Source organism: Staphylococcus sp. Z5-21, assembly GCF_056529615.1.
The window spans coordinates 2,552,781-2,576,526 of record NZ_CP096462.1 but is presented as its reverse complement, the minus strand read 5'-3'; the positions used below and the strand labels follow the sequence as shown (position 1 = coordinate 2,576,526).

General features: G+C 34.5%; 23 protein-coding genes and 1 pseudogene. 17 read left to right on the top strand and 7 right to left on the bottom strand.

Going from position 1 to position 23,746, the window contains the following annotated elements:
* The first annotated feature begins 34 nt into the window (after positions 1-34).
* The 7 genes from M1D64_RS13000 (at position 35) to add (ending at position 5,870) form a co-directional block, all read left to right on the top strand.
* Positions 35-775 carry a sirohydrochlorin chelatase gene (locus M1D64_RS13000; RefSeq protein ID WP_115347593.1) on the top strand — a complete coding sequence of 247 codons (741 nt, stop codon included), beginning with the start codon at positions 35-37 and terminating at the stop codon, positions 773-775.
* 25 nt (positions 776-800) lie between these two features.
* Complete coding sequence (locus M1D64_RS12995) at positions 801-1,412, top strand: NAD(P)-binding protein (protein ID WP_037539164.1); 612 nt, start codon at positions 801-803, stop codon at positions 1,410-1,412.
* A gap of 20 nt (positions 1,413-1,432) precedes the next feature.
* Positions 1,433-2,344: a sulfite exporter TauE/SafE family protein gene (locus M1D64_RS12990; protein WP_037539163.1), complete on the top strand. Its 912-nt coding sequence runs from the start codon at positions 1,433-1,435 to the stop codon at positions 2,342-2,344.
* Between the two features lie 15 nt (positions 2,345-2,359).
* Positions 2,360-3,538 (top strand): sulfate adenylyltransferase, encoded by a 1,179-nt coding sequence (gene sat / locus M1D64_RS12985; protein WP_002484335.1) that lies wholly within the window; start codon positions 2,360-2,362, stop codon positions 3,536-3,538.
* An 18-nt stretch (positions 3,539-3,556) separates the two neighbouring features.
* Positions 3,557-4,171, top strand: coding sequence for an adenylyl-sulfate kinase (cysC, locus tag M1D64_RS12980; protein WP_011303992.1), 615 nt, complete (start codon positions 3,557-3,559; stop codon positions 4,169-4,171).
* 50 nt (positions 4,172-4,221) lie between these two features.
* On the top strand, positions 4,222-4,470 hold the full coding sequence (locus M1D64_RS12975) for a hypothetical protein (protein ID WP_241091775.1): 249 nt from the start codon (positions 4,222-4,224) through the stop codon (positions 4,468-4,470).
* 425 nt (positions 4,471-4,895) lie between these two features.
* On the top strand, positions 4,896-5,870 hold the full coding sequence (gene add, locus M1D64_RS12970) for an adenosine deaminase (RefSeq protein WP_002484331.1): 975 nt from the start codon (positions 4,896-4,898) through the stop codon (positions 5,868-5,870).
* Positions 5,871-5,873: 3 nt separating this feature from the next.
* Here add and M1D64_RS12965 read toward each other — a convergent pair whose 3' ends face one another.
* The gene (locus tag M1D64_RS12965; protein WP_129303671.1) at positions 5,874-6,479 is read right to left on the bottom strand and encodes a class I SAM-dependent methyltransferase; all 606 of its coding nucleotides are present in this window, start codon (positions 6,477-6,479) and stop codon (positions 5,874-5,876) included.
* 212 nt (positions 6,480-6,691) lie between these two features.
* On the opposite strand from M1D64_RS12965, the gene M1D64_RS12960 reads away from it, so the two are divergent.
* The 4 genes from M1D64_RS12960 (at position 6,692) to glcP (ending at position 10,577) form a co-directional block, all read left to right on the top strand.
* A complete protein-coding gene (locus M1D64_RS12960) occupies positions 6,692-7,312 on the top strand; it encodes a phosphatase PAP2 family protein (protein WP_069822148.1) in 621 nt (206 codons plus the stop codon).
* 80 nt (positions 7,313-7,392) lie between these two features.
* Positions 7,393-7,743, top strand: a complete 351-nt coding sequence (locus M1D64_RS12955) for a Na-translocating system protein MpsC family protein (protein WP_037539162.1) — start codon at positions 7,393-7,395, stop codon at positions 7,741-7,743.
* Positions 7,744-7,911: 168 nt separating this feature from the next.
* On the top strand, positions 7,912-8,937 hold the full coding sequence (locus M1D64_RS12950) for an NAD-dependent formate dehydrogenase (RefSeq protein ID WP_069822149.1): 1,026 nt from the start codon (positions 7,912-7,914) through the stop codon (positions 8,935-8,937).
* A gap of 284 nt (positions 8,938-9,221) precedes the next feature.
* Entirely contained in the window at positions 9,222-10,577 is a 1,356-nt protein-coding gene (glcP, locus tag M1D64_RS12945) for a glucose transporter GlcP (RefSeq protein ID WP_164971919.1), read from the top strand.
* Positions 10,578-10,700: 123 nt separating this feature from the next.
* Here glcP and M1D64_RS12940 read toward each other — a convergent pair whose 3' ends face one another.
* Complete coding sequence (locus M1D64_RS12940) at positions 10,701-11,060, bottom strand: DUF1304 domain-containing protein (RefSeq protein ID WP_037539160.1); 360 nt, start codon at positions 11,058-11,060, stop codon at positions 10,701-10,703.
* Positions 11,061-11,317: 257 nt separating this feature from the next.
* Positions 11,318-11,698 (bottom strand): winged helix-turn-helix transcriptional regulator, encoded by a 381-nt coding sequence (locus M1D64_RS12935; protein ID WP_002484325.1) that lies wholly within the window; start codon positions 11,696-11,698, stop codon positions 11,318-11,320.
* Positions 11,699-11,818: 120 nt separating this feature from the next.
* On the opposite strand from M1D64_RS12935, the gene M1D64_RS12930 reads away from it, so the two are divergent.
* The gene (locus M1D64_RS12930) at positions 11,819-13,000 is read left to right on the top strand and encodes an MFS transporter (protein WP_480977517.1); all 1,182 of its coding nucleotides are present in this window, start codon (positions 11,819-11,821) and stop codon (positions 12,998-13,000) included.
* A gap of 152 nt (positions 13,001-13,152) precedes the next feature.
* Positions 13,153-14,349: an amidohydrolase gene (locus M1D64_RS12925; RefSeq protein WP_069822151.1), complete on the top strand. Its 1,197-nt coding sequence runs from the start codon at positions 13,153-13,155 to the stop codon at positions 14,347-14,349.
* Between the two features lie 118 nt (positions 14,350-14,467).
* On the opposite strand, the gene M1D64_RS12920 is transcribed toward M1D64_RS12925, so the two are convergent.
* Positions 14,468-15,871 (bottom strand): MDR family MFS transporter, encoded by a 1,404-nt coding sequence (locus M1D64_RS12920; protein WP_037539159.1) that lies wholly within the window; start codon positions 15,869-15,871, stop codon positions 14,468-14,470.
* A gap of 508 nt (positions 15,872-16,379) precedes the next feature.
* Between M1D64_RS12920 and mbcS the strand changes: the two genes are divergently transcribed.
* A complete protein-coding gene (mbcS, locus tag M1D64_RS12915) occupies positions 16,380-17,951 on the top strand; it encodes an acyl-CoA synthetase MbcS (RefSeq protein WP_480977516.1) in 1,572 nt (523 codons plus the stop codon).
* Positions 17,952-18,018: 67 nt separating this feature from the next.
* On the opposite strand, the gene M1D64_RS12910 is transcribed toward mbcS, so the two are convergent.
* A complete protein-coding gene (locus M1D64_RS12910; RefSeq protein ID WP_210140787.1) occupies positions 18,019-18,630 on the bottom strand; it encodes a YIP1 family protein in 612 nt (203 codons plus the stop codon).
* Between the two features lie 280 nt (positions 18,631-18,910).
* Here M1D64_RS12910 and M1D64_RS12905 point away from each other — a divergent pair, with 280 nt between their 5' ends.
* Positions 18,911-19,375: a DUF805 domain-containing protein gene (locus M1D64_RS12905; protein WP_480977515.1), complete on the top strand. Its 465-nt coding sequence runs from the start codon at positions 18,911-18,913 to the stop codon at positions 19,373-19,375.
* A gap of 295 nt (positions 19,376-19,670) precedes the next feature.
* Positions 19,671-20,237, top strand: a pseudogene (locus M1D64_RS12900) (ArsB/NhaD family transporter); the annotation flags it as partial.
* A gap of 191 nt (positions 20,238-20,428) precedes the next feature.
* Here M1D64_RS12900 and M1D64_RS12895 read toward each other — a convergent pair.
* Positions 20,429-20,887: a threonine/serine exporter family protein gene (locus tag M1D64_RS12895; protein ID WP_002484317.1), complete on the bottom strand. Its 459-nt coding sequence runs from the start codon at positions 20,885-20,887 to the stop codon at positions 20,429-20,431.
* A gap of 12 nt (positions 20,888-20,899) precedes the next feature.
* Positions 20,900-21,652 (bottom strand): threonine/serine exporter family protein, encoded by a 753-nt coding sequence (locus M1D64_RS12890; protein WP_041080742.1) that lies wholly within the window; start codon positions 21,650-21,652, stop codon positions 20,900-20,902.
* A 563-nt stretch (positions 21,653-22,215) separates the two neighbouring features.
* On the opposite strand from M1D64_RS12890, the gene M1D64_RS12885 reads away from it, so the two are divergent.
* Positions 22,216-23,745 carry an NADH dehydrogenase subunit 5 gene (locus M1D64_RS12885; RefSeq protein WP_069822153.1) on the top strand — a complete coding sequence of 510 codons (1,530 nt, stop codon included), beginning with the start codon at positions 22,216-22,218 and terminating at the stop codon, positions 23,743-23,745.
* The last annotated feature ends 1 nt before the right edge of the window (position 23,746 follow it).

The window sequence follows — 23,746 nt, the reverse complement described above, 5'->3', positions numbered from 1 at the left end:
GTGAGTTTATCGCTATAAATAAGGAGGGGTAACTATGCGAGGTATCTTATATGTGAGTCATGGTAGTAGGGTTCCAGATGCAGTGAACGAAGCGACAGACTTTATTGATTTAGTCAAAGCGCAGGTCAATGTGCCATTACAGGAAACATGTTTTTTAGAATTAACCAGCCCGAATTTGGCACAAGGATTTCAGCGTCTAGTAGATAAAGGTGCGACAGAGATTTCAGTCGTGCCAGTGTTGTTATTAAGTGCAGGGCATTACTACAAAGATATTCCAGCAGAAATTGAACATAGTCAGCAAAGATACCCTAATGTACATGTGTCCTATGGCAGACCGTTAGGCGTACAACCGAGACTGACTGAGATATTAAAGCAGAGAATTGAAGAATCTGGCGTGACGCCTAATTCGGATGCAAAAGTGCTCATTATCGGTAGAGGCAGCTATAATCCCCAAACACAAAAAGATATTTCTACAATCAAGACACAGTTGTATGAACAAACTGAAATTGAAGATATCGAGACTTGCTACTTAGCAGCTTGTAAGCCTGCATTCAAAGATGCACTACACAGCGCAGTACAAACGGAATGTTCCCAAATATATATTGTGCCTTATTTATGGTTTACAGGTATTTTAGATCAACAAATCATTGATACGGTTACAGAATATCAAAATGATAAAGAGATTATATTGTGTAAACGATTGGGTAAACATCAACATTTACAAGATGCATTGAAAGCACGTGTTGAAGAGACTTTTGAATATGTGACACAGTAATTCATTTTAACAAGGAAGTGATGGTATGCCATTCATACCACTTATGATAGATATTTCTAATAAACGCGTCGTGATTGTGGGCGGTGGACAGGTTGCTGAACGTCGTATTGGCACATTAGTTAACTATACAACCCATATTAAAGTCATTAGTCCTTCGCTTACGGTTGCACTATATCATCGCTACGAACAGGGTGAGATGAGTTGGTGTGCTAAATCATTTGAAGTAACTGATATCGCGGAAGCAGATTTAATCATTGCTGCCACGAATGATAATCGCGTAAATCAACAAATCGCTGCTTCTAAACCGCAACACGCATTACTAAACATGACGACTAAAGCACATGCTGGTGATGTTGTATTTCCAAGCATATTAAGAAGAGGCCGATTAACGCTGAGTATTTCTACAAATGGTGCAAGTCCAACGCTCACTGCACAAATTTTAGAAGAGTTTAAAGCGCGCTTCGATCTCAGTTATGAAGCGTATGTGGATTTTTTATATGAATGCAGACAGCGTATCAAACGAAGTAATTTAACGACACAAGAAAAACAAGATTTTTTGAAACATGTGTTAGATCCATCCTATAGAGATAAAAATAAACAAATCAAAATGATAAAGAAACTTGAATCACTAAACTAAAGTCGGAAGGGGCACGACAAATGCATAAATTATTTATCTTTGCACTTGCAGGATTCCTTGCTCAGCTCATTGATGGATCACTAGGTATGGGTTTTGGTGCTTCATCATCATCAATATTACTCACATTTGGTATCGCACCAGCAATTGCATCCGCGACAATACATTTTTCAGAAATTGCAACAACGGCTGCTTCTGGTACCTCACATCTGAAATTTGAAAATGTACATAAACCTACCATGATTAAGTTAGCAATACCAGGTGCGATTACATCATTTATTGGCGCAGCGTTTTTAAGTCATATACATAGTGACTTGATTAAACCTTTTATAGCAATATTTCTATTAACAATGGGCATTTATATTTTATATCAATTTTTATATAAACGTAATCAAACAGTTGTTAAAGATCCTTCGACGATCGGGCGTTACGCCATGATCCCCCAAGGTGCAGTTGCAGGATTTTTAGATGCCATTGGTGGTGGCGGCTGGGGTCCAGTCAACACACCTTTATTATTAGCACAGAAAAAGCTAGAACCGAGATATGCCATAGGTACAGTATCTGCAAGTGAATTTTTTGTCACTATTTCAGCATCCATCAGTTTCATTATCTTCTTGGGATGGAGCCAGATTAACTGGGGGTTAGTGATTGCGCTAAGTATTGGTGGTTTGATTGCTGCACCTTTTGCAGCATGGTTAGTTAAAATTTTGCCGATGAATATATTAGCAGTCTGTGTTGGTGGGCTGATTATTTTTACAAATAGCAGTTCACTAATTAGTGTTTTTCAATTAAATGCAACAACTTCCATAGTGATAAAAATTGCAGTCATACTGCTTTGGATAGGCTTAATTATTTTCGCTTTATATCAAAATAAGAAGCTACCTATAGATTTTTCTAAAAAGAAAGTGAATGTTAACGCAAATGAGATAGATTAAAAGGAGTGAATCAATATGGCATTAACAGAAGAAATTATTGAAAATACGATTCAACCACATGGTGGTACATTAATTAATAGAGAAGTTAACGCTGAGCTTAAGGAAACAATGTTGGAAGTATCGCATTCCATGCCAGCCATTACACTGAATCCTTGGAGTTTATCAGATTTAGAACTGATTGGCATTGGTGGTTTTAGTCCACTTACAGGTTTTATGAATGAAGCGGATTATAATGAAGTCGTCGAAAATCTCCATTTGAAAAACGGTCTAGTGTGGAGTATACCGATTACGTTGCCGGTTACGGAAGATAAAGCAAATGAGCTTGAAATCGGTGAAAGCATTGCGTTATATGGTGAAGATAATCATTTATATGGTGTGCTTGAACTTGAGGAAAAATATACCTATGACAAGGAGAAAGAAGCAGCATTCGTTTATGGTACTACGGATATTGAACATCCAGGTGTATTGAAGGTATATGAAAAAGGCAGTGTCTATCTTGCTGGACCCATTCACCTAGTAGATCGACCGAAACATGATGAATTTGTCGATTATCATTTGGACCCATCTGAGACGAGACAATTGTTTTATGACTTAAATTGGAAAACGGTTGTTGGGTTTCAAACGCGTAATCCTGTACACCGTGCACATGAATATATTCAAAAAGCAGCTTTAGAATCTGTAGATGGTTTATTACTGAATCCTTTAGTAGGTGAAACAAAATCAGATGATATTCCTGCAGCCGTTCGCATGGAAAGTTATGAAGTGATATTAAAAAATTATTACCCGGAAAATAGAACGAGATTAGTTATTTATCCAGCTGCGATGCGTTATGCAGGTCCACGTGAAGCGATATTACATGCCACAGTACGAAAAAATTATGGTTGCACGCATTTTATTGTAGGACGTGATCACGCGGGTGTCGGTGATTATTATGGAACTTACGATGCGCAAACACTCATCGCACAATATGAAGATGAATTGGGCATACAAATTTTGAAATTTGAACATGCTTTTTACTGCAATGTTTGTGAAAATATGGCAACAGCCAAAACATGTCCACACGATGCTTCAGAACATTTACATTTGAGTGGCACGAAAGTTCGTGAAAAATTAAAAAACGGAGAGTCCTTGCCGAAAGCTTTTTCAAGACCAGAGGTAGCGGATGTACTTATCAAAGGATTACAAGAAAAATAAGATCAAAGGAGTTTGAACATGGCCACTTCAAATCATATTACATGGCATGAATCAGCAGTTACGAAAGTAGAAAGACAACAACGTAATCAACATCGCAGTGTTGTCATCTGGTTTACGGGTTTATCAGGTTCTGGTAAATCTACGATATCAGTAGCATTAGAAAAAGCATTATATCAACAACAAGTACATACGTACCGACTAGATGGAGATAATGTCAGACATGGCTTAAATAACAATCTTGGCTTTAGTCCGGAAGATCGAAAAGAGAATATACGTCGTATTGGCGAAGTAAGTAAACTCATGGTCGATGCAGGATTAATTACGATTACAGCGTTTATATCGCCCTATCAAGCTGACCGAGATGAAGTACGAAACTTATTAGACGACAAAGAATTTATCGAAATATACACGTCTTGTAGTATAGAAACGTGTGAATCTAGAGATCCTAAAGGACTGTATCAAAAAGCAAGAAACGGAGAAATTAAAGGATTTACTGGAATCAATGCGCCTTATGAAGAGCCTAATAATCCAGAAATTATTATAGATACAGAGCAAGACAGTATTGAAACAGCTGTTAATCAAATTATTGACTATTTAAAAGTACATGACTATCTTGATGTGAAACCAGTATAGGTTAAGCATTGATGTTTGGGAGAACGTGATAGAGATGTGCGAAATAACTGATGCATACAGAAGGTCAACATGTGAATCGTACGCAAAGGGGCATTGATATGGGCATTTTAAATATAATTGCATATTGTTTGATTATAATTTTTGTACTCGTCGTGGTTTTAGGTGTTTGGCTTGTAAATAAAGGACAAGATAGAAAATATTTTTTGACTGAATTGAAAATTATTGTCACGCTACTCATTATGAGTTATGTTGGTTTAGGTATTTCCCTAGTCATATTAGGTTACTTAGGTGAAATATGATGTCTATTTTTAATCAATGTTATCAAGCTATGTAGATAATGTTTATTGTATAATAATGGGGGAGTGATACATCAACCCCAGAAAAAGAAGCGCTCAGGTGATTTAATTCAATGGATCTGAGCGCTTCTTCTTTATTTAATTTTTCGTATGGTTGGCTCACTTTCTAAGGATCCAGCTTCAGTCTGAGGTCTTTAGCTTGTCCTGTTCCTTCAAGCGTCTCGCCCAAAATACATTGTATTTATATGACTATACATCATCAGACACTGCTTTTTGGTTATACTTAACTTAAAATGAGTTGATTAAAAATGATGGCTCAACGTTATGTCGACATGTAATTTGAGTCGTAGCAAAGTTAAATGCATCATGATATAGTAAATAGATAAATTTTAAACATAATCAAATGTAGGTAGAGGTAGGTTCTAAGCATGAATAAGTCCATAGAAGAAATTGCCAAGGTTGAATTACATTGTCACCTAGACGGTTCAACAAGTGTTGAATTGATTAGACAACTTGCAGATGAACAAGGCGTTAACTTAGATGAATCAAAATTATTTGTCAGTAGTCAGTGTGATAGTTTAGATGACTATTTACAGTGTTTCGATGAAATATTAAAAGTACTTCAGACAAAAGATAGTTTGAAACGTGCGGTTGTAGATGTTGCCAAGCAAGCATATAACGATAATGTGAAATATATTGAAATTCGTTTCGCACCATTATTTCATATGGATCAAGGGTTAACGATGACAGAGGTGTTGGAAGCAGTAGAGTTAGGTGTTAATGAAGCGGTTAATACATTAGGGATAGGCGTTAATTTGTTAATATGTGCGATGCGCCAACATCATACTGAACAAAACCAAGCACTTTTTGATTTTATTCATCAACATCATCATGAAGCAATTTGCGGCATTGACTTTGCAGGTCCTGAAGTAGGATTTCCTACTGTAGCGATTGAAGATACAATAAAATATGGCTTAGATAAAGGTTTCAATCTTACGCTACACGCTGGAGAGTGCGGTTGTATGCATAATGTGATAGAAGGTATTAAATTAGGCTCGAAACGTATTGGACATGGTGTTGCTATAAATCAAGATAAACAATCATTGCAGTTTGTTAAAGAAAATGACGTACTCTTAGAGATGTGTCCAAAAAGTAATATTCAAACCAAAGCCATTACAGGGTTAGAAGCATTAAATTTACCTTATTTGCTAGAACAAGATATACCTTTTTTAATTAATACAGATAATAGAACCGTTACACAGACATCATTAAATGAAGAATATACTTTACTTATAGAAAATGAAATGATCACATTAGAACAAGTTCAATATATTAATGAAAGAGCAGTAGACTATGCATTTTTAAGTGACGAAGAGAGAAAGCAGTTACACTTAAAAATGTAAAAATTATTTAAAACCCGAAGCAATAAATATACTAGCATGTTGATTCATAAAAAGATGATCACCAGCATAAAATGTATAAGCCTGTGTTTGTGATAAACCTATTTGAGCAAAGGTTTCTAGAATATCAGATTGCTTAAAGCCATTGTAAACTTTTGGATGCTGAACATTTTCATTTTTATCAAAATCAACTAAAATCAGCATGCCTCCTGGATTGAGGTGCGTGTAAAGTTTATGCAATAAAGCTTTATAGTCACCACTATGAAGTAAGACTAAAGATAAGAAAATGGCATCATAGGTTGATTGGTTTAATGGATGATCATCAGCCAAAATATCGCCGACAAGTGTTTGAATAGAAGTCTTTTCTAATGCTGATATTTTTTCATCAAAAATATTTACCATTTGAGTTGAGGCATCCATAAGTGTGACTTGTTCAAAGTGATGATCTATATTTAATGTTACGAGTCCAGTGCCACCACCGTAATCTAATAACGAATGGTAAGTTGTATGATTGAGCAATTGATTTGTTGCTTGGGCAATGATTTGTGCTAGGTGAATTCTGTCAGGGTGGTCATACTTGTGAGCCATTTGTTCAAACTGGTCTTTATTCAAGGTAAAACTCCTTTAGTATTTAATGGTTATTATAGATACATTAAGTCTTTAATTGATTTTAGCATAAGACCATGCAAGGATACAAATCGTTTTATTCAAAATCATATACATTATAAATCTTATGATTTTATCATATTAACATTTATAAGCCTAAAGTAGGATTGAGTAAATTTAAAATACTTGGTTTACTATTATATATAGAAGAATGTGTAATGGAAGGAACAGTCAACGTGAATAATTATTTAAAAATGACGGTAGGCAGTCTGTGTCTCATCATGCTAATTATATGCATTGCGTTTAATTTAACGGAAAATATGGATGCCAGCATATATCAATTACTACATCGTACGATGTCTTCAGAGATAATCGTTCAATATTTAACAATGATTTCAACAATATTTTCACCTATAGCCTGTTTATGTATGGTGTTAATCATATTACTAGGTTTACTGATTTATGATAGATTTAAATGTGTTTGGTATGGATTTTGGTGTTTTAGTGTCTTTGCTATTGGAACTTTTTTAAAATATGCTATCCAACGTCCAAGACCGAGTGCGGCCATCGATGGTTATAGTTTTCCTAGTATGCATGTGTTAAGTGTATGTATCTTAGTTAGTTTGATTGTATTATTAGTGAAACATAAGGCTGTCATCTTTATAGGCGCGATATTAATCTTATCAATTATGATATCTAGAATTTATTTACAAGCACATTATTTCACAGATACGATAGCTAGTTTATGTGTATTGTATATATTAATACAAACACTATATATTGAATTTGAAACTAAAGGTATTTTTAGTGTGATTTTTAAAAAAAGTAATAACACTTGAATTTTAAATTGCTTGATATATAATAGAATTATAAGTAAATGAAAGCTATAACTCATTACTTTGTGAAGAAGGTGAGTTAAATAGAATCACATAAAAAAGAACAACAATTTTCAAATTTAATTCGTTCTTATCGTAAACAACATGTAGGTAAAGGGCCTGAGAAAGTACAAGTTTCCTTTAAAGGAAACTGGGCTATTGCCTATATGACGGGCGCGTTAAGTAAAGTTGAACAGTTTTATTTAGGCGATAAACAAAATGAAGTCATGCTTCACTATAACCGCACTGAAAAGATAAAACAGTTATACAGCGATATTAAATTAGATGAAATGGAAACGCTCGTTGGAGCTAAATTTGTTAAATTATTTACAGATATTGATTTAGCCGATGATGAGGTTGTATCAATATTTGTATTCGATAAATCAATTGAATAAATACGGAATGGTGTAAGGTACTCGGTGCTGTTTGCTAACTACGTTTTGAATGATTCATTCAAGGAGGTGGTATGTGCAAATCGTATCGAGTATTTTTTTGCTTCGAAGATGCACATAAGTTCAGTAACATTGCACAGTTTTAAAAATAAATTATTAGGAGAGATAAGCATGAAAATCGTAGCATTATTCCCAGAATCCGTAGCAGGCGAAGATAATCAATTATTAAATACTGAAAGAGCAATTGGTTTGAAACCATTTTTAGAAGAAAAAGGACACGAATTCGTTATATTAACAGATAATGAAGCTGATTTAGATAAACATTTAGCAGATATGGATATCGTTATTAGTGCGCCATTTTATCCAGCATATATGACGAAAGAACGTATTGAAAAAGCACCTAATTTAAAATTAGCAATCACTGCAGGAGTAGGTTCAGACCACGTCGATTTACAAGCGGCAAGTGAACACAATATTGGTGTAGTAGAAGTCACTGGTAGTAATACAATCAGTGTTGCAGAACATGCAGTTATGGACTTACTCATCTTATTGAGAAATTACGAAGAAGGTCATAGACAAGCTAAAGATGGCGAATGGAACTTATCAAAAGTTGGTAACCATGCGCATGAATTACAAAATAAAACAATTGGTATCTTTGGTTTCGGTAGAATTGGCCAACTTGTAGCCGAAAGATTGGCGCCATTTAATGTAACAATCCAACACTATGACCCAATCAATCAAAAAGATAATGAGCATTCTACTTTTGTTAATTTTGATGAATTAGTATCAACAAGTGATGCGGTTACAATCCATGCGCCTTTAACACCTGAAACAGATAACTTATTTGATTATGATGTGTTAAGCCGTATGAAAGTTGGCAGCTATTTAGTAAATACTGCACGTGGTAAAATTGTAAATACAAACGATTTAGTGGAACTCTTAAATGCGAAACATATTCAAGGTTACGCAGGTGATGTTTGGTATCCACAACCAGCACCAGCAGATCACCCATGGAGAACGATGCCTAGAAATGGTATGACAGTGCATTATTCAGGTATGACTTTAGAAGCACAAGCGCGTATTGAAGAAGGCGTCAAAGATATCTTAACGCGTTTTTTCAATAACGAACCTTTCCAAGACAAAGATGTTATTGTGGATGCTGGTAAAATTTCAAGTAAAAGCTATACAGCAAAATAAAAATAAAGCAAAACTGCTAAGATAATATCTATTGAACCCTTAAAGTTGAACTTCAAACTTCAATTTCAAGGGTTTTTTAAATGGTATGAATAAAGTTGTAGAGTTTAAGCGTGTTAGAAAAGTTAATTTATATAACTTAGACAGTAAAATTACTTATCAAATAATAATATAACGTAGATTTAAAATATATTTATTTCAAAAAATTTTAAGAGAAATTAATTTAATATTTGAAACGCTTACATAATAGGGATATACTGTAATTAATTTTAAAGGGGATGTTAAATTTGAATGTAAATAAGAGTTTGATTTTCATATTAGGGGCACTTGGTGGTTTGTTATATGGTTATGACAATGGGGTTATTTCAGGGGCATTGCTTTTTATCAATGATGATATTCCATTGAATAGTTTTACAGAAGGCTTGGTTGTAGCATCCATGCTTGTTGGTGCTATTATTGGTTCAGGAGGGAGTGGACCGCTGTCTGATAGGATTGGTAGAAGACGTTTAGTATTAATTATAGCCATTGTTTATATTGTCGGTTCATTAATATTGGCCGTTGCACAAAATATGCCGATGCTTGTAGTCGGTAGATTGGTTATAGGTTTAGCAGTCGGTGGCTCCATGGCAACTGTTCCGGTTTACTTATCCGAAATGGCACCTACGGCTTATCGTGGCTCGCTAGGGTCATTGAACCAATTAATGATTACAATAGGTATTTTAGCAGCATATTTAGTGAATTATGCTTTTGCAGATATGGAAGGATGGCGTTGGATGCTCGGATTAGCTGTCGTACCATCCGTTATTCTATTAATTGGTATTGCATTTATGCCTGAGAGTCCTAGATGGTTGCTAGAGCATAAAAGTGAAAAAGCTGCGCGAGACGTTATGAAAATTACGTTTAATGACGACAAAGAAATAAATACAGAAATTAAAGAAATGAAAGAAATTGCAGCCATTTCAGAATCAACGTGGTCTATCTTAAAATCACCTTGGTTAAGACCTACGTTAGTGATTGGTTGTGTATTTGCACTGTTCCAACAAATCATCGGCATTAATGCGATTATATTTTATGCGCCAACTATTTTTAGTAAAGCGGGTCTAGGTGAAGCGACATCTATTCTAGGTACTGTGGGTATAGGTACGATTAATGTACTTGTGACGATTGTCGCAGTATTTATTGCAGATAAAATTGATCGTAAAAAGCTACTTATCACAGGGAACATCGGTATGGTCGTGTCACTCCTTGTAATGGCTATCCTGATTTGGACGATAGGTATTGAATCTTCGGCCGTTATTATTATCGTATGTTTATCACTATTTATTGTGTTCTTTGGCTTAACATGGGGACCTATTCTTTGGGTTATGTTACCAGAAATGTTCCCAATGCGTGCACGTGGTGCTGCTACTGGTTTAGCAACACTCGTATTGAATTTTGGAACGCTGATTGTGGCACAATTATTCCCAGTATTGAATAGTGCCCTAAGTACAGAATGGGTATTCTTAATATTTGCATTTATCGGCATCTTGGCAATGTATTTTGTAATTAAATACTTACCAGAAACACGAGGTCGTAGTTTAGAAGAGATTGAATATGACTTAAGAGAAAGAACCACGGGTGTGGATCCAGCAAAAATTAAATAAGTATCATGAAACAAGCCCAACAACACGCAATCGTTGCTGGGCTTATTTGTTGGAACATTATTTGTCTATAGATTAGATATGGCTCAAGACAACTAGCTAATAGCTACGGTATAAGAAATAAATTTAAAAAATAAACGAGATAAGTGCTAGTATAGGGAGACCGCCTTGCTTAAGCAGGATGGTTTTTTGACTTGTGATTGCACCATATAATGCTACAAGGATCATATAAATCAATATGCTAATAATAAGCTCTCTAGGGTGGTCAGAAAAAAACAAACCATATAACAATAATATTCCTAAAAGCCCATTATAAACACCTTGGTTTTTCATAAGCGTTTTTAATTTGTCTTGTTGAAGCACTTGCTGTTCGATTTTGAAAAGTTGACTCGTTTTTTTCGAAGTTGTTAAAAAGGTTTGCAAAACGAGAATGTATAAAAATTCTATAGCAACGAATAAAGTTAATATGAAAGACAAGGTACTCATATGGATAACTCCTTTGTGTATTAAATTGAAAATGCACTGTCTTCATGATTATATAGAAAGCGTTAAATAAAAGAAACACAGAAAAGAATAAAGTTATACTAAATAAAAGCAATGCTCCCGTTTAAAGTAAACATTTAAAAATGACAACTTGAACGGGAGTATTTTTATAGCTTTTAATAACTAAAAATTAGACGGATAATAATGTAATTTAAATAATTAATAAAAGTTTTCGATTTTTACCATAGCTTAATAAATCATTAGCTAGGACGAGGAATATCTACAAAGTCTTGTTGATTTAAAGTAACGGATTCGCCTTGCTTATACATTTTTTCTACATGAAATTCTCCCCAATAGCAAAGTGATGAAAGAATTTTACCCAGTGTTTGACCGTATTCTGAAAGTTCGTATTCAACTTTTGGAGGCACTTGATCGTAAACGATGCGATTAATAATGCCATCTTTTTCTAGTTCTCGTAATTGTTGTGTGAGCATCTTTTGAGTGATTGTTGGTATGGCACGTTTTAATGCAGACGTACGCATGCGGCCATTATTTTGTAAATGGCAGAGCATGACCGGTTTCCATTTGCCTCCAATAACATCTATGGTCGCTTCGACACCAATATTATATGTTTTACTCATTTCATTAGCTCCTTTATAGGCACTAAAAAGTACCTATAGTACTTTAAAGTGCGTACTTCCTATTTTTATATGTGTGAATTATAGTAACACAATCAACAAAAAATAAGGAGCGAAAAAATTATGAGAAAAAATAAATTTGCAATCTTAGCATTAGCCATGTCTGCATTTGCTATAGGCATGACTGAATTTATAAGTGTAGGTTTATTACCATTAATCAAAGATTCATTTAATACGACGATTTCACTAGCAGGATTAACGGTTTCACTTTATGCCGTTGGTGTAACGATTGGTGCGCCATTGTTAACGCCACTGACAAATAAAATAAAACGTAAGCATTTGCTGATAGGGATTATGCTGATTTTTATTATCGCTAATACATTAGCAGCATTTTCAACGACATTCAGTATGTTACTTGCTATGCGCGTCCTTTCGGCATTAATGCATGGTGTCTTTATGTCTATCGCTACAGCCATTGCTAGTGATCTAGTGTCACCTGATAAACGTTCAAGTGCCATTGCCATGATGTTTACAGGTTTAACGGTTGCGACAATCACAGGTGTGCCACTTGGAACTTGGATAGGTCAACAATTGGGTTGGGAAGCTTCATTTATAACAATTGCGATTATTGGCTTTTTAAGTTTAGTAATTAATATCATATCTGTACCGAACGATTTAAATGAATACGAACAAGCATCTATGTTAGAACAGTTAACCGTTTTTAAAAATAAATCATTGATGATGGTATATTTAATCACTGCACTTGGTTATGGTGGCACTTTTGTTGTGTACACTTACTTAACAACACTACTGACTGATACTTTACATTATAGTGATGATGCAGTTGTTATATTGTTAGTGATTTATGGTGTGATGGTAGCCATTGGTAATACGCTTGGTGGTAAATTAACGAATAACCGTCCAATGCAAGTGTTAATCGGTATATTTTTAATTCAAGCCATTGTATTGTTAATTGTTGGTGTGACGGTATCACATCAAATTTTAGGTACAATCGCTATTTTAATTATGGGACTGTTTGCTTTTATAAATGTACCAGGTCTGCAGTTAATCGTTGTACTTTTTGCAGAACGTAAAAATAAAGCGACTACGAATTTTGCGTCTAGTTTAAATATTGCATCATTTAATATAGGTATTACTTTGGGTTCTGTCATTGGTGGTTACGTACTTAATCATTTTTCAATTACTATGACGCCTTATTTTGGTTTCGCGATGGTATTGATTGCGAGTGCAATGATGTATATGGTTTATAAAAATGAAAAATCAACAGAATTGAATATAGCGTAATGCTAAGATGCATTGATAATTCATTTTGAAAAATATTCATAAAAAATGTAAAGTTTTTAAAATTTCAATTTATATTTGAATTAATTTACTATTAAATTTAAAATTGTTGTAGAGTGATATGTTTTAAATTTAATTGAGAGAAGTGAATGTTTATGAATGTAAAAGAAAGTTTATTTGAAAAATTAGAAGCAAAAAAAGAGGAAATGGTGCAGCATCGTCGTTATTTACATCAACATCCAGAATTATCTTTTCAAGAAACGGAAACCGCTGCTTATATTCAAGATTTTTACAAAAATAAAGATGTCACAATAACACAACCCGTTGAGGGTAGTAATGCAATTATTGTTGAGATAACAGGCCAATATCCGGGTAAGACAATTGGGTTGCGTGCTGATTTTGATGCGTTACCAATTGAAGAAGAAGCGGACGTCCCATTCAAATCGTTAAACCAAGGCGTGATGCACGCATGTGGACATGACGCACATACTGCCTATTTATTAGGATTAGCGGATGCGCTGATTGACATCAAAGACCAACTTTCAGGCACAATCAAAATCATTCACCAACATGCAGAGGAAATGCCTCCAGGAGGGGCGCAACAAATCATGGCATCTGGTGCACTCAATGATGTGGATGAAATTTATGGTATTCATGTTGTGCCCGTGGCAGGACCAGAAGTGATTGGTTTCAATAAAGGCAATGCATTTGCGGGTAGTTCCACTTTCACACTAACAATCAAAGGATTGGGTGGTCATGCTGCTAGCCCTCACAAGACACATGATGCATTAGTTGCGGGGACAAACTTTGTAAATACGCTACAAACAATCGTATCAAGACGTATAGATCCATCAGAAATGGGAGTCATAACGGTAGGAGCTTTTGAAGCGCCAGGTGGTGCGAACGTCATTCAAGATAAAGTTACAATTAAAGGGACTGCACGTTATCTAAATGATGATTTAGAACAATTTATGTATGAAGAAATTGAGAAAGTTGCTCAAAGTGTCGCTGTCGGATTTGATATCACATATGATTTGGATTACCAATTTGGATATCCTGTACTTTATAATCATCCAACACAAACCAATCATGTTGTTGATATATTATCTGCAAGTAAAGGTGATTATTTTGAACAGCTTGTAGAAATTCCTGCTGTATCGGGATCAGAGGACTTTGCATATTATTTAAAAGAGATTCCGGGTACCTTCTATATAGTTGGTTGTAAACCAGAACAGGTGACGTCACCATATATGAATCATCATCCGAAATTTGAAGTAAATGAGGATGCATTAATTGTAGCAGCCAAATCGCTTGGGGAAATAGCAATTAATAGACTGACAGCTACTGATTGATTTTAATAAATAAGCAGTGATTAAGAATTGTGATAAATAAAAAAGCACTTACGAAATGCATGAATGCATCGTAAGTGCTTTTTTTAATTTTTTATTAACCTTTAATTGAACACATAGACTACATTGTTCTGCGTGAAGGTTTGCTATCATCGGATAATTTGGCTGATAATATCAATGCTACAAATGAAATTGCTGCTGCAACCATAAATGTAACGTTAACACCATGGATGATACCTTCAATACCATCACTAGGGTTTGATGAAACAGACATTAATGTAATAAATAATGCTGTACCAATTGCCCCAGCCATTTGTCTAAATGTATTGTTCATTGCAGTACCATGTGCGATAAGGTGATTTGGCAATTGATTGATTGCTAAAGTTGTCATCGGCATCATTACCATAGCGAGCGACACCATACGAACGGCATTCGATGTAGCAAGATAAGTAAACGACGTGTGCGCCGTTAATACTGTAAATGGTAATGTGGATAGAACTAAAATGAGTAGTCCAATACGTGCAAGCCATTTACCTCCGAACTTATCGAATAAATAACCTGTAATTGGGTTCATGATACCCATAATAATAGCGCCAGGCAATAATACGAGACCAGACTCTAAAGCAGAGAACTGTAACATATTCTGCATATATAACGGCAAGATAATGTTAGATGCGATTAATACACCAAAGACAAACATACTTAATGCTGTACCTAAAGTGTAAATATTATAACTAAAGACTCTAAACTCAAGCATAGGTTCTTTTAGTTTCAATTGACGACGAATGAAAACAACTAATGAAACAATGCCAATGATGAGTGGTGCAATGAATTGAACACTGCCCCATCCAGCTTCGCCGACTGAACTAAAGCTGTAAAGGAGTCCACCGAAACCTAATGTAGATAGAATTACAGATGTGATATCCAGTTTTGGATGTGATGTTTCGGTAACGTTCTTCAATAGGAATAATGAAGCAATAATTATAATTATTGCGATAGGGAACACAACGTAGAAGACACTTCTCCAAGTAAGGTGTTCAACTAAAACACCAGATAATGTTGGTCCAATTGCTGGCGCAAATGCGATGACGAGTCCGAAGAGACCCATAGCAGTCCCACGTTTTTCTTTAGGGAAAGTTAGGAATAAGATTGTTTGCATAAGTGGCATCATAATACCAGCACCTGCTGCTTGTAGGACACGACCAATCAGAAGCATTGAAAAATCTACGCCCACTGCACAAAGCAATGTACCTAAAGCAAAAATACTCATTGCAGTTAAGAATAACTGCCTCGATGTATAACGTTCAATTAAAAATGCTGTAATAGGAATCATTATTCCGTTTACTAACATAAATATGGATTGTAACCATTGTACGGTACTTTCAGATACTTGAAGATCTTTCATAATTGGCGGTAAAGCCGTACCAAGTAACGTTTGGTTTAAAATAGTAATAAAGGCCCCTGATAGTAGTACGATAAATAAGGGGATTCTTTTTTCGACATGGAAAGTATCGTTTGCACTCAATTAACTCACTTCTTTCATAAAAATTACACAATTTTATATTATAGCACTATACATAATTTAAATCTAAAAGTTAAACTGGAAAAATTAAATTTGTAGTCAGACAGAACGAGACAGCAATGAAATAGTTTTTAAAAAGGCGGTTTAAAAGATAGTTCTTTAGGTAAGTAATGATTAATATTTGTGTGAATAATGATTAGAAAATGCACAATAACATTTTACAACTGTATGTTAAAAATACTACATGAGATGTGAGGCAAATGTCAAAGTTATCATTCAGAGATTTTAGTTGGCACATCAGGCAAGACATTACTTTTAAAATTCAGAATATTTTCAAAATGCGTTGTAGTTGTATTATAATAGGAAAGTATTCATTACTGAGTAGCCGTAATCATATTTTTTTACATGCAAAGATAATAAAATTATGATGACAATGGACTAGAATATTTAAATGAAATATTAGGAGTTTTTAATCAATATAGATATAGAACTGAGGGAGAGTTAATAGACAATGGATAAAAAAGATTTAATCGCCCCTGAGCAATATAATATTGTCAGCGAAATTGAAAAATTTGCGACTGATGCAATGAAGAAAGCAGTGATTTTTGAAGACGCGAGTGGCGAAACAAAAGAAATCACATATAAACAATTAATTAAGCACGCTAATAAAGTCGGAAATATGTTTTTAAAACATGGACTACAAAAAGGTGACAAAGTCTTAGTGATGATGCCGCGTTGCATTGAAACATATGAAATTTATCTCGCAGCATTGAAATTAGGCCTCGTTATTATTCCAAGTTCAGAAATGTTACGTACTAAAGACTTACAATATAGAATTACGCATGGCGAAGTGAAGGCCATCGTCGTAACTTCAGATAGTATAGATGAATTTAAAGCGGTAAAAGAATACGCATCGCTTACGAAATTTATTGTCGGTGGTCAAGAAGCGGATTGGTATGCTGTTGAAGATGAAAAGACAGCAGTTTCAGATCAATTAAACACTGTTGAGACGTCTAGAGATGATATCGCGTTACTGTCATATACTTCTGGAACTACAGGTAATCCTAAAGCGGTTGTTCATTCACACGGTTGGGGCTATGCACATATGCAAATGGCGCCGAAACATTGGTTAAGTATTAAAGAAGATGATGTGGTTTGGGCAACTGCTGCCCCAGGCTGGCAAAAATGGGTATGGAGTCCTTTCTTATCTATTATGGGTTCAGGTGCAACGGCTTTTGTTTATAACGGCAAGTTTAATGCAGAAAAATATTTAGAATTACTGCAAAATTATCAAATTAATGTACTTTGCTGTACACCAACAGAATATCGCTTGATGGCGAAGTTACCTAATCTGACTGATTATAATTTAGAACATTTGCATAGCGCAGTGTCAGCAGGAGAACCACTTAATAGAGAAGTTGTTGAAAAATTCCAAGATCATTTCAACCTTACAGTAAGAGATGGTTATGGACAAACAGAAAGTACATTATTAATTGGGTTCTTAAAAGATACAGAAAGTCGTCCTGGTTCTATGGGCAAAGCAATTCCTGGCAGTCATGTTACAGTAATCAATGATGAAGGTGAACTTGCCGAAGTAGGTGAAGTAGGTAATATTGCAGTGCCGTTAGACTTACCTGCACTGTTCAAAGGTTACTATAAAGATCCGGAACGTACAGCGGAACCTAGAAAAGGTGAATATTATATTACAGGTGACTTAGCTAAATTAGATGCAGATGGTTACTTCTGGTTTGAGGGACGTAAAGATGATATTATCATCAGTTCTGGTTATACGATTGGGCCATTCGAAGTGGAAGATTCTCTGACAAAACACGAATATGTGAAAGAATGCGCAGTCGTTGCGAGTCCACATGAAATCAGAGGTAATATCGTCAAAGCATTCGTGATTTTACAAGATGATGTGCCAGCAACGGATGAAACGGTTAAGACATTACAAAATTATGTGAAACAAGATGTAGCACCTTATAAATATCCACGTGCTATCGAATTTGTTGAAGACTTACCTAAGACAAACTCAGGTAAAATTAGACGTATTGAATTAAGAGAAGCAGAGCAAAATAAATAGTCTATGATACTAAAAAATTCCTTCACTACAATGGTAGTGAGGGGATTATTGTTTTTCTGATTAAAAATTATTGAAAGGCAGCACCTATTAATCCGAAACCAACAACTACGACAAGGTAAGCAATAGACCAAATAATGGCCGATTTCTTAGAGAAACGACTTGTTGCAAAAAACAAGATTCCTAAAACATAAGCACTAATAAGCGTTTGTAAGTCAAACACACGAAGTATAGGATTCCCCTTATCAAAGATATTAAGACTTGTAATCGAATAATCTGTGACTGATAGTCCTGCAATCCATTGGATAAGGACAACAATGAGTGCGATGGTACTGGTAATAATCGTATAACTTAAAGTTGCAGAAAAAATAGATTTAGCACTAGCATCTGATTTCATGATTTTAGAGATAATTAAAATGATTACAAAAGTAACACCAATCGTAAGGATAGAGCCAATCACACCACTAACAACACTGATAATTTTTGCGAATTCAAGTGATTGGTCAAGCTGTTGTCCACTTAATCCAGCATCTTCAAAATTTTGTTTGAAGTCCGTAGTTAATGCAACAATCGTAGCTGATAACGCGATGATAACGATTGCAATAATAAGTTTTAAACCCCATGTTGGTTTTTCACGTAAACTAGAAAAATGTTGCGCTAAAGGTAAATTAGATGATTCCATATGTATAGTGCCTCCTATTTATAGCGTTTTCAAAAGCATAACATGTGTCACAATATTTTAAAATACTAGAATAAGTATTTTTGAATAATTAATATATAATAATAAAGATGAAAAAGAAAATATAGGACTATAGTAAAAGCGGCTTGTCATATGTAATTATAATAAATTAATTAATAAAAACATGAGATTAATTATGTTTTTTATTGTGTTATCATGTTATGGTTTAAGTGAAGCAAGTAGTCAGTTTATTTATTCAAATCATAATTAAGGGAGCAATGGGATGATACATTATTACAAATTATTTTGGATCAATGCACTTAATATCAAAGGTAGAGCGAGGCGTAAGGAATTTTGGTATCCTTTTTTAATGAATATCCTAATTAATATAATGCTTGAAATCATTTTTTTCTTATTACCAATTCCAGCAATAATAGAAGATACTGTTGGTTGGATTGTGTATATATTAATCCTAGTCGCTATGTTCACTGTTACAGTTAGAAGGTTTCACGATGTTGGTATGACGATGCTAATACCCATTATCATTTTTCTAATTGCGGTTATTAATGATTTTAGTGAATTTATAAATTCAGATATTCCAATACTCGATAATTCTGCATTAACAGTTATTGCTGTTATTTTTGGAGTCGTGTACATTGTGATTTTAATTATTTCATTAGCAGTTTGTTGTACAAGCGGTCAAAAAGAAACAAATAAATATGGTGTAAACCCTAAAGCAGTTGAATAGCATTTTATGATGTCGTTTGTTTCACGTAAGCATTGAAAGTGATACGAAGCATGAAACGTTAGTATCACAAAATTCAATTACTGAAAGAGGTTTTTATGATGTTCAACAACAAGAAAAAGCGTAAATGCGATAAAGAAAGTAAAGAGAGCATATTTTCTATTATAATGGATATATTTTTAAATATTGTAGTCGGGCTCATTAAACTCTTTAAAAACATCATGTCGTAATATAAAAGATACTTGGAAGTCTTCTAGATCAAAATAATTTTACGTATTAGGTAAGCAAATCCTAATGCGTAATTTTTATATTGTTTGTAATTAAATGGAATAAAATATCTTTTTGTTTATACGCCGTATTGTTGGCTCGCAAATCACATGCTGTACATACGAAGCAAGTTATTAAAGGCGCACCATGGAATATCGTGTTATTTTCTATTGGTATGTATTTAGTAGTATTTGGATTGAAGAATGTGGGTATTACAACCATTTTAGCTGATACTTTATCTAATATTTCAAACTATGGCCTGTTTAGTAGCGTTCTAGGCATGGGCTTTATAGCCGCAGTTCTATCATCAGTCATGAATAATTTACCGACCGTACTTATTGATGCTATTGCGATTGGCCAGTCCAATGTAACAGGGATAATTAAAGAAGGTATGATCTACGCCAATGTGATTGGGTCAGATTTAGGTCCTAAAATCACACCAATCGGTTCGTTGGCAACATTGCTTTGGTTGCATGTATTGACTCAAAAAGGGGTCAAAATTTCATGGGGAACGTATTTTAAAACAGGTATTATAATTACGATTCCAGTATTATTTGTAACACTTGTCGGTTTATACCTTACGCTCATATTATTTTAAACTTTATTGCGATCTGCATTGATAGCCAGGTTTAGAATAATCAGGATTTAAAAAGACATATGATAGTCAGAACGAATAGTATAACTTGAATTTTTAACTAAATATAGAAAAATTACAATGCAACATTATCAATTATACCGTCATACGTTTTGCCCCTTGCTATTTCAAATAGCAAGGGGATTTTTCACGTATTATAAACGATTACGTTTTACTTTCCAGTATTTTTTAATATTCAATGTTTTTGATAATTGATCAGACAGCAGTAAGCCTAAGGCGATGGACCCTGCGATAAGGATAGTTCTAATAAACGTATTGTTAGCTTCAGTAAAGTTTAATGTTACCAATTGTTGCATCGCTTTATAGGCTAAACTACCAGGAACTAAAGGGATAATACCGGGAATCATAAAAATGACCACAGGAGATTTAAGGATTCGACTCATGATATGACTCATCACACCTAAAGTTAAACTGCCAAGCAAACTAGAATAGATACTATCAATTTGTAATAGGTCATTTAATATAAAACTAATAAGATATCCTGATGCACCTGCTAATCCAGCAGCAAAGAATAATTTTTTAGGTGCATCGTATATTACTGCAAAAAAGTAAGAGGCAGTAAAGCTAAACAAGAATGCATAGATTAAGGTCATGATATACGCCTCCTAAAATAGTAAATAAGCAATAGAAATGCCAGATCCTATAGCGAATGCGATAACGAGCGCTTCTAAAAATTTGGCTGTAAATATTAACATGTGTCTGCTAAATAAGTCTTGAATGGCTGTGGTAATTAAGACACCTGGCACAATCGGCATAATAGAAGCAATCAAGGATGGTCCTATCGTTTGATGAATGTTGAATATTTGACTACCTAGTAGGACAATGACGCCAATAACGAAAGATGCAACGAATTCTGGTATGAACATGGTCGTAGATTTACTTTGCATACATTCAACGATTAGAAAACCAAGTAACCCAGCAATAAATGTAATCACAATATTTTGAAAATTCCCGCCCTGTAAATATAAAAAACTGAGTGATATCACACCTGCAGCTAAACACTTCTTCCAAAATTTAATACTAAGCGTCGCTTGTTCAATATGATTTAGACGATCGAAGGCCTGGGTAATTGAAATTTGATTACTGGCTAACTGACGAGAAATAGAATTGACTTGAAATATTTTTAACAAGTTTGTGGTATTTTTGTTGATCCTGATAATGCGTGTATCATGATTTTCACTTAGGGAAAAATTGATGAAAATATTAATCACATAACCCTGACTATTATGGTAGCCCATACATTGTGCGATTCGTTTCATTGTATCTTCTATACGAGAAATCTCCGCGCCTGAAGATAATAATATTTTCCCTGCAAGTAAAATCACACGCATAGTGATTTTATCTTGAGCATGCTCCATGTTTACACCTCCAAATGCGTCATAGGTAAAGTTATCATTCGTAATACAAGAATAGTCGATAATAATAATCGGATAAATATATATTGATTATATTAAAAAAATTATTTGTTTCTATTATTTTATGTATTTTCCACTTATTATCAGTATGAATGAATATAGCTATTCTTGACAATGACGAATAATGATTATATAGTAGTAATATTAAATAAAAATAAATATAGTCGTTGAAGGACGCGCTTTAATTGATATTACGGCTTTAGCAAGATGTTAATAGAAATATTGGCAAATTGAAAAGGTGGACGAATAAGAGTTAAAAGTTCAAATCATACGACATATTGCGTGAAGTAAAACTTTTATAGTTAAAATTAAAAAATGGAATTATATATTAGGTAGCAAAACAAATCACTATAGATTTAAAAGAAGTGCGTTGTTATGAAGCCGACAATGGTAATGAATCGTTCAGGGTTTATTATATATTGTCGGCTTTTTTGTGGTGTACTACGCAACCTATCATGTAATTAAGTAGTCTGCACTATATTATATCTTACAAAGGAGAATCTGAAATGCTTACATCGTTTAATGCATCTATACTGTTAACTATCTTTTTCATCACTATTATTATTGCTGCACTGAGCGGAATTATATTTTTAAATAAACGTATTCCAGTTGCTTATGTGCGCATACATATTTGTATCGTTGCTTTACCACCGTTGCTAGCATTTATCGGACTCCTATTTGCTTCAAATCAGGTTGAAGCTGGTTTATGGTATTTAGATATTTTAGCGTGGTTAATGGCGTTTTTTGTTTTATTTATCGGATTAATTATTCAACGCTATTGTATACGATATTTAGCTGGAGATAGAAGCTATCGAAAATATTTCATGTTATTTACATTGACGACAAGTTTTGCGGCAATGGCATGGTTAACTGGTGACATCCGCATAATGGTTATAAGCTGGGGTTGTACTTTAATAGGGCTAACACTTTTAATTAGTTTGACGAGTGCTTGGAGAGTTACAAGAGCCGCAGCAATTGTGACAGGTAAGTTGTTCTTCTTAGGTTGGATAGCTTTAGCAATCGCTGTTGTTTGGATCGGCTTAGTAACAGGAGAATGGCATTACACTGCTATATTTACAGAGAGTAATTTAGCGCAGATCAATGCTTGGTCAAAATTTGGAATCAATATATTAATTATATTAGCGGTTATGGTACCAGCTGCACAGTGGCCATTCCAAAGATGGTTGATTGAATCTGTAGCAGCACCTACACCAGTATCAGCAATCATGCATGCGGGGATTGTTAATGCGGGTGGTATTATGCTGACACGTTTTTCACCATTATTTAATGGTGACATCGCAACGATGGTCTTACTTGTGTTTGCAAGTGTATCTGTTTTAATTGGTGCGGGTATTAGTTTAGTGCATGTTGATTATAAACGATTACTTGTTGGATCAACGATTGGTCAAATGGGCTTTATGTTAATTCAGTGTGCATTAGGTGCCTACATTCCTGCAATCATTCACTTAATATTGCACGGTTTGTTTAAAGCGACGTTATTCTTACGTTCTGGTTCAGCCGTGCATCATTTTAACGTTCCAAGCCGAGTTAATGAACGCATGTCTTATCTATGGATTCTAATTGGTCGAGGTCTTGCAATCGCAATCGGGTTAGGCTTTTGGTTATCAGCGCCAGAACAGGGTTATCGACTATTAAGTGGTTTGATTTTAGCATGGTCGTTATCAGTATCATGGACACAACTTGTTGCGTTTGGAGAAGGTCGATTTGGTCGTATGATGGGCTTGTTTGTACTCATTGTGGTTGGTGCAGTCTATTATATTGTACATCACTTTTTCAGTGGCGCTTTACATACAATCACATTCCATAGCGCACAACCACCAATGTTTGCAGTAGTGATAGTTGCAGTATTATTGCTATTTGGTAGTTTGATGAGTACTTGGGTAGCACGTAATCGTTCGTCTAAAGCATTCTCGATATTATACGTGTGGATTGTACGATTAGGTGATGCGAAACTTGAATCGGTAGAACGACACCCTAACTATTTGAAATCATATTTATCTAAAGGAGGGCATTAAA

Excerpts from the sequence above, each read along its gene's own strand:
- sat (WP_002484335.1), top strand. The coding sequence starts at position 2,360 with ATGGCATTAACAGAAGAAATTATTGAAAATACGATTCAACCACATGGT.
- M1D64_RS12960 (WP_069822148.1), top strand. The coding sequence starts at position 6,692 with ATGGAAGGAACAGTCAACGTGAATAATTATTTAAAAATGACGGTAGGC.
- M1D64_RS12925 (WP_069822151.1), top strand. The coding sequence starts at position 13,153 with ATGAATGTAAAAGAAAGTTTATTTGAAAAATTAGAAGCAAAAAAAGAG.
- M1D64_RS12890 (WP_041080742.1), bottom strand. The coding sequence starts at position 21,652 with ATGGAGCATGCTCAAGATAAAATCACTATGCGTGTGATTTTACTTGCA.
- M1D64_RS12995 (WP_037539164.1), top strand. The coding sequence starts at position 801 with ATGCCATTCATACCACTTATGATAGATATTTCTAATAAACGCGTCGTG.
- M1D64_RS12935 (WP_002484325.1), bottom strand. The coding sequence starts at position 11,698 with ATGAGTAAAACATATAATATTGGTGTCGAAGCGACCATAGATGTTATT.
- M1D64_RS12990 (WP_037539163.1), top strand. The coding sequence starts at position 1,433 with ATGCATAAATTATTTATCTTTGCACTTGCAGGATTCCTTGCTCAGCTC.
- M1D64_RS12930 (WP_480977517.1), top strand. The coding sequence starts at position 11,819 with ATGAGAAAAAATAAATTTGCAATCTTAGCATTAGCCATGTCTGCATTT.
- M1D64_RS12940 (WP_037539160.1), bottom strand. The coding sequence starts at position 11,060 with ATGAGTACCTTGTCTTTCATATTAACTTTATTCGTTGCTATAGAATTT.
- M1D64_RS12950 (WP_069822149.1), top strand. The coding sequence starts at position 7,912 with ATGAAAATCGTAGCATTATTCCCAGAATCCGTAGCAGGCGAAGATAAT.
- M1D64_RS12895 (WP_002484317.1), bottom strand. The coding sequence starts at position 20,887 with ATGACCTTAATCTATGCATTCTTGTTTAGCTTTACTGCCTCTTACTTT.
- mbcS (WP_480977516.1), top strand. The coding sequence starts at position 16,380 with ATGGATAAAAAAGATTTAATCGCCCCTGAGCAATATAATATTGTCAGC.
- add (WP_002484331.1), top strand. The coding sequence starts at position 4,896 with ATGAATAAGTCCATAGAAGAAATTGCCAAGGTTGAATTACATTGTCAC.
- M1D64_RS12905 (WP_480977515.1), top strand. The coding sequence starts at position 18,911 with ATGATACATTATTACAAATTATTTTGGATCAATGCACTTAATATCAAA.
- cysC (WP_011303992.1), top strand. The coding sequence starts at position 3,557 with ATGGCCACTTCAAATCATATTACATGGCATGAATCAGCAGTTACGAAA.
- M1D64_RS12910 (WP_210140787.1), bottom strand. The coding sequence starts at position 18,630 with ATGGAATCATCTAATTTACCTTTAGCGCAACATTTTTCTAGTTTACGT.
- M1D64_RS13000 (WP_115347593.1), top strand. The coding sequence starts at position 35 with ATGCGAGGTATCTTATATGTGAGTCATGGTAGTAGGGTTCCAGATGCA.
- M1D64_RS12885 (WP_069822153.1), top strand. The coding sequence starts at position 22,216 with ATGCTTACATCGTTTAATGCATCTATACTGTTAACTATCTTTTTCATC.
- M1D64_RS12975 (WP_241091775.1), top strand. The coding sequence starts at position 4,222 with ATGCATACAGAAGGTCAACATGTGAATCGTACGCAAAGGGGCATTGAT.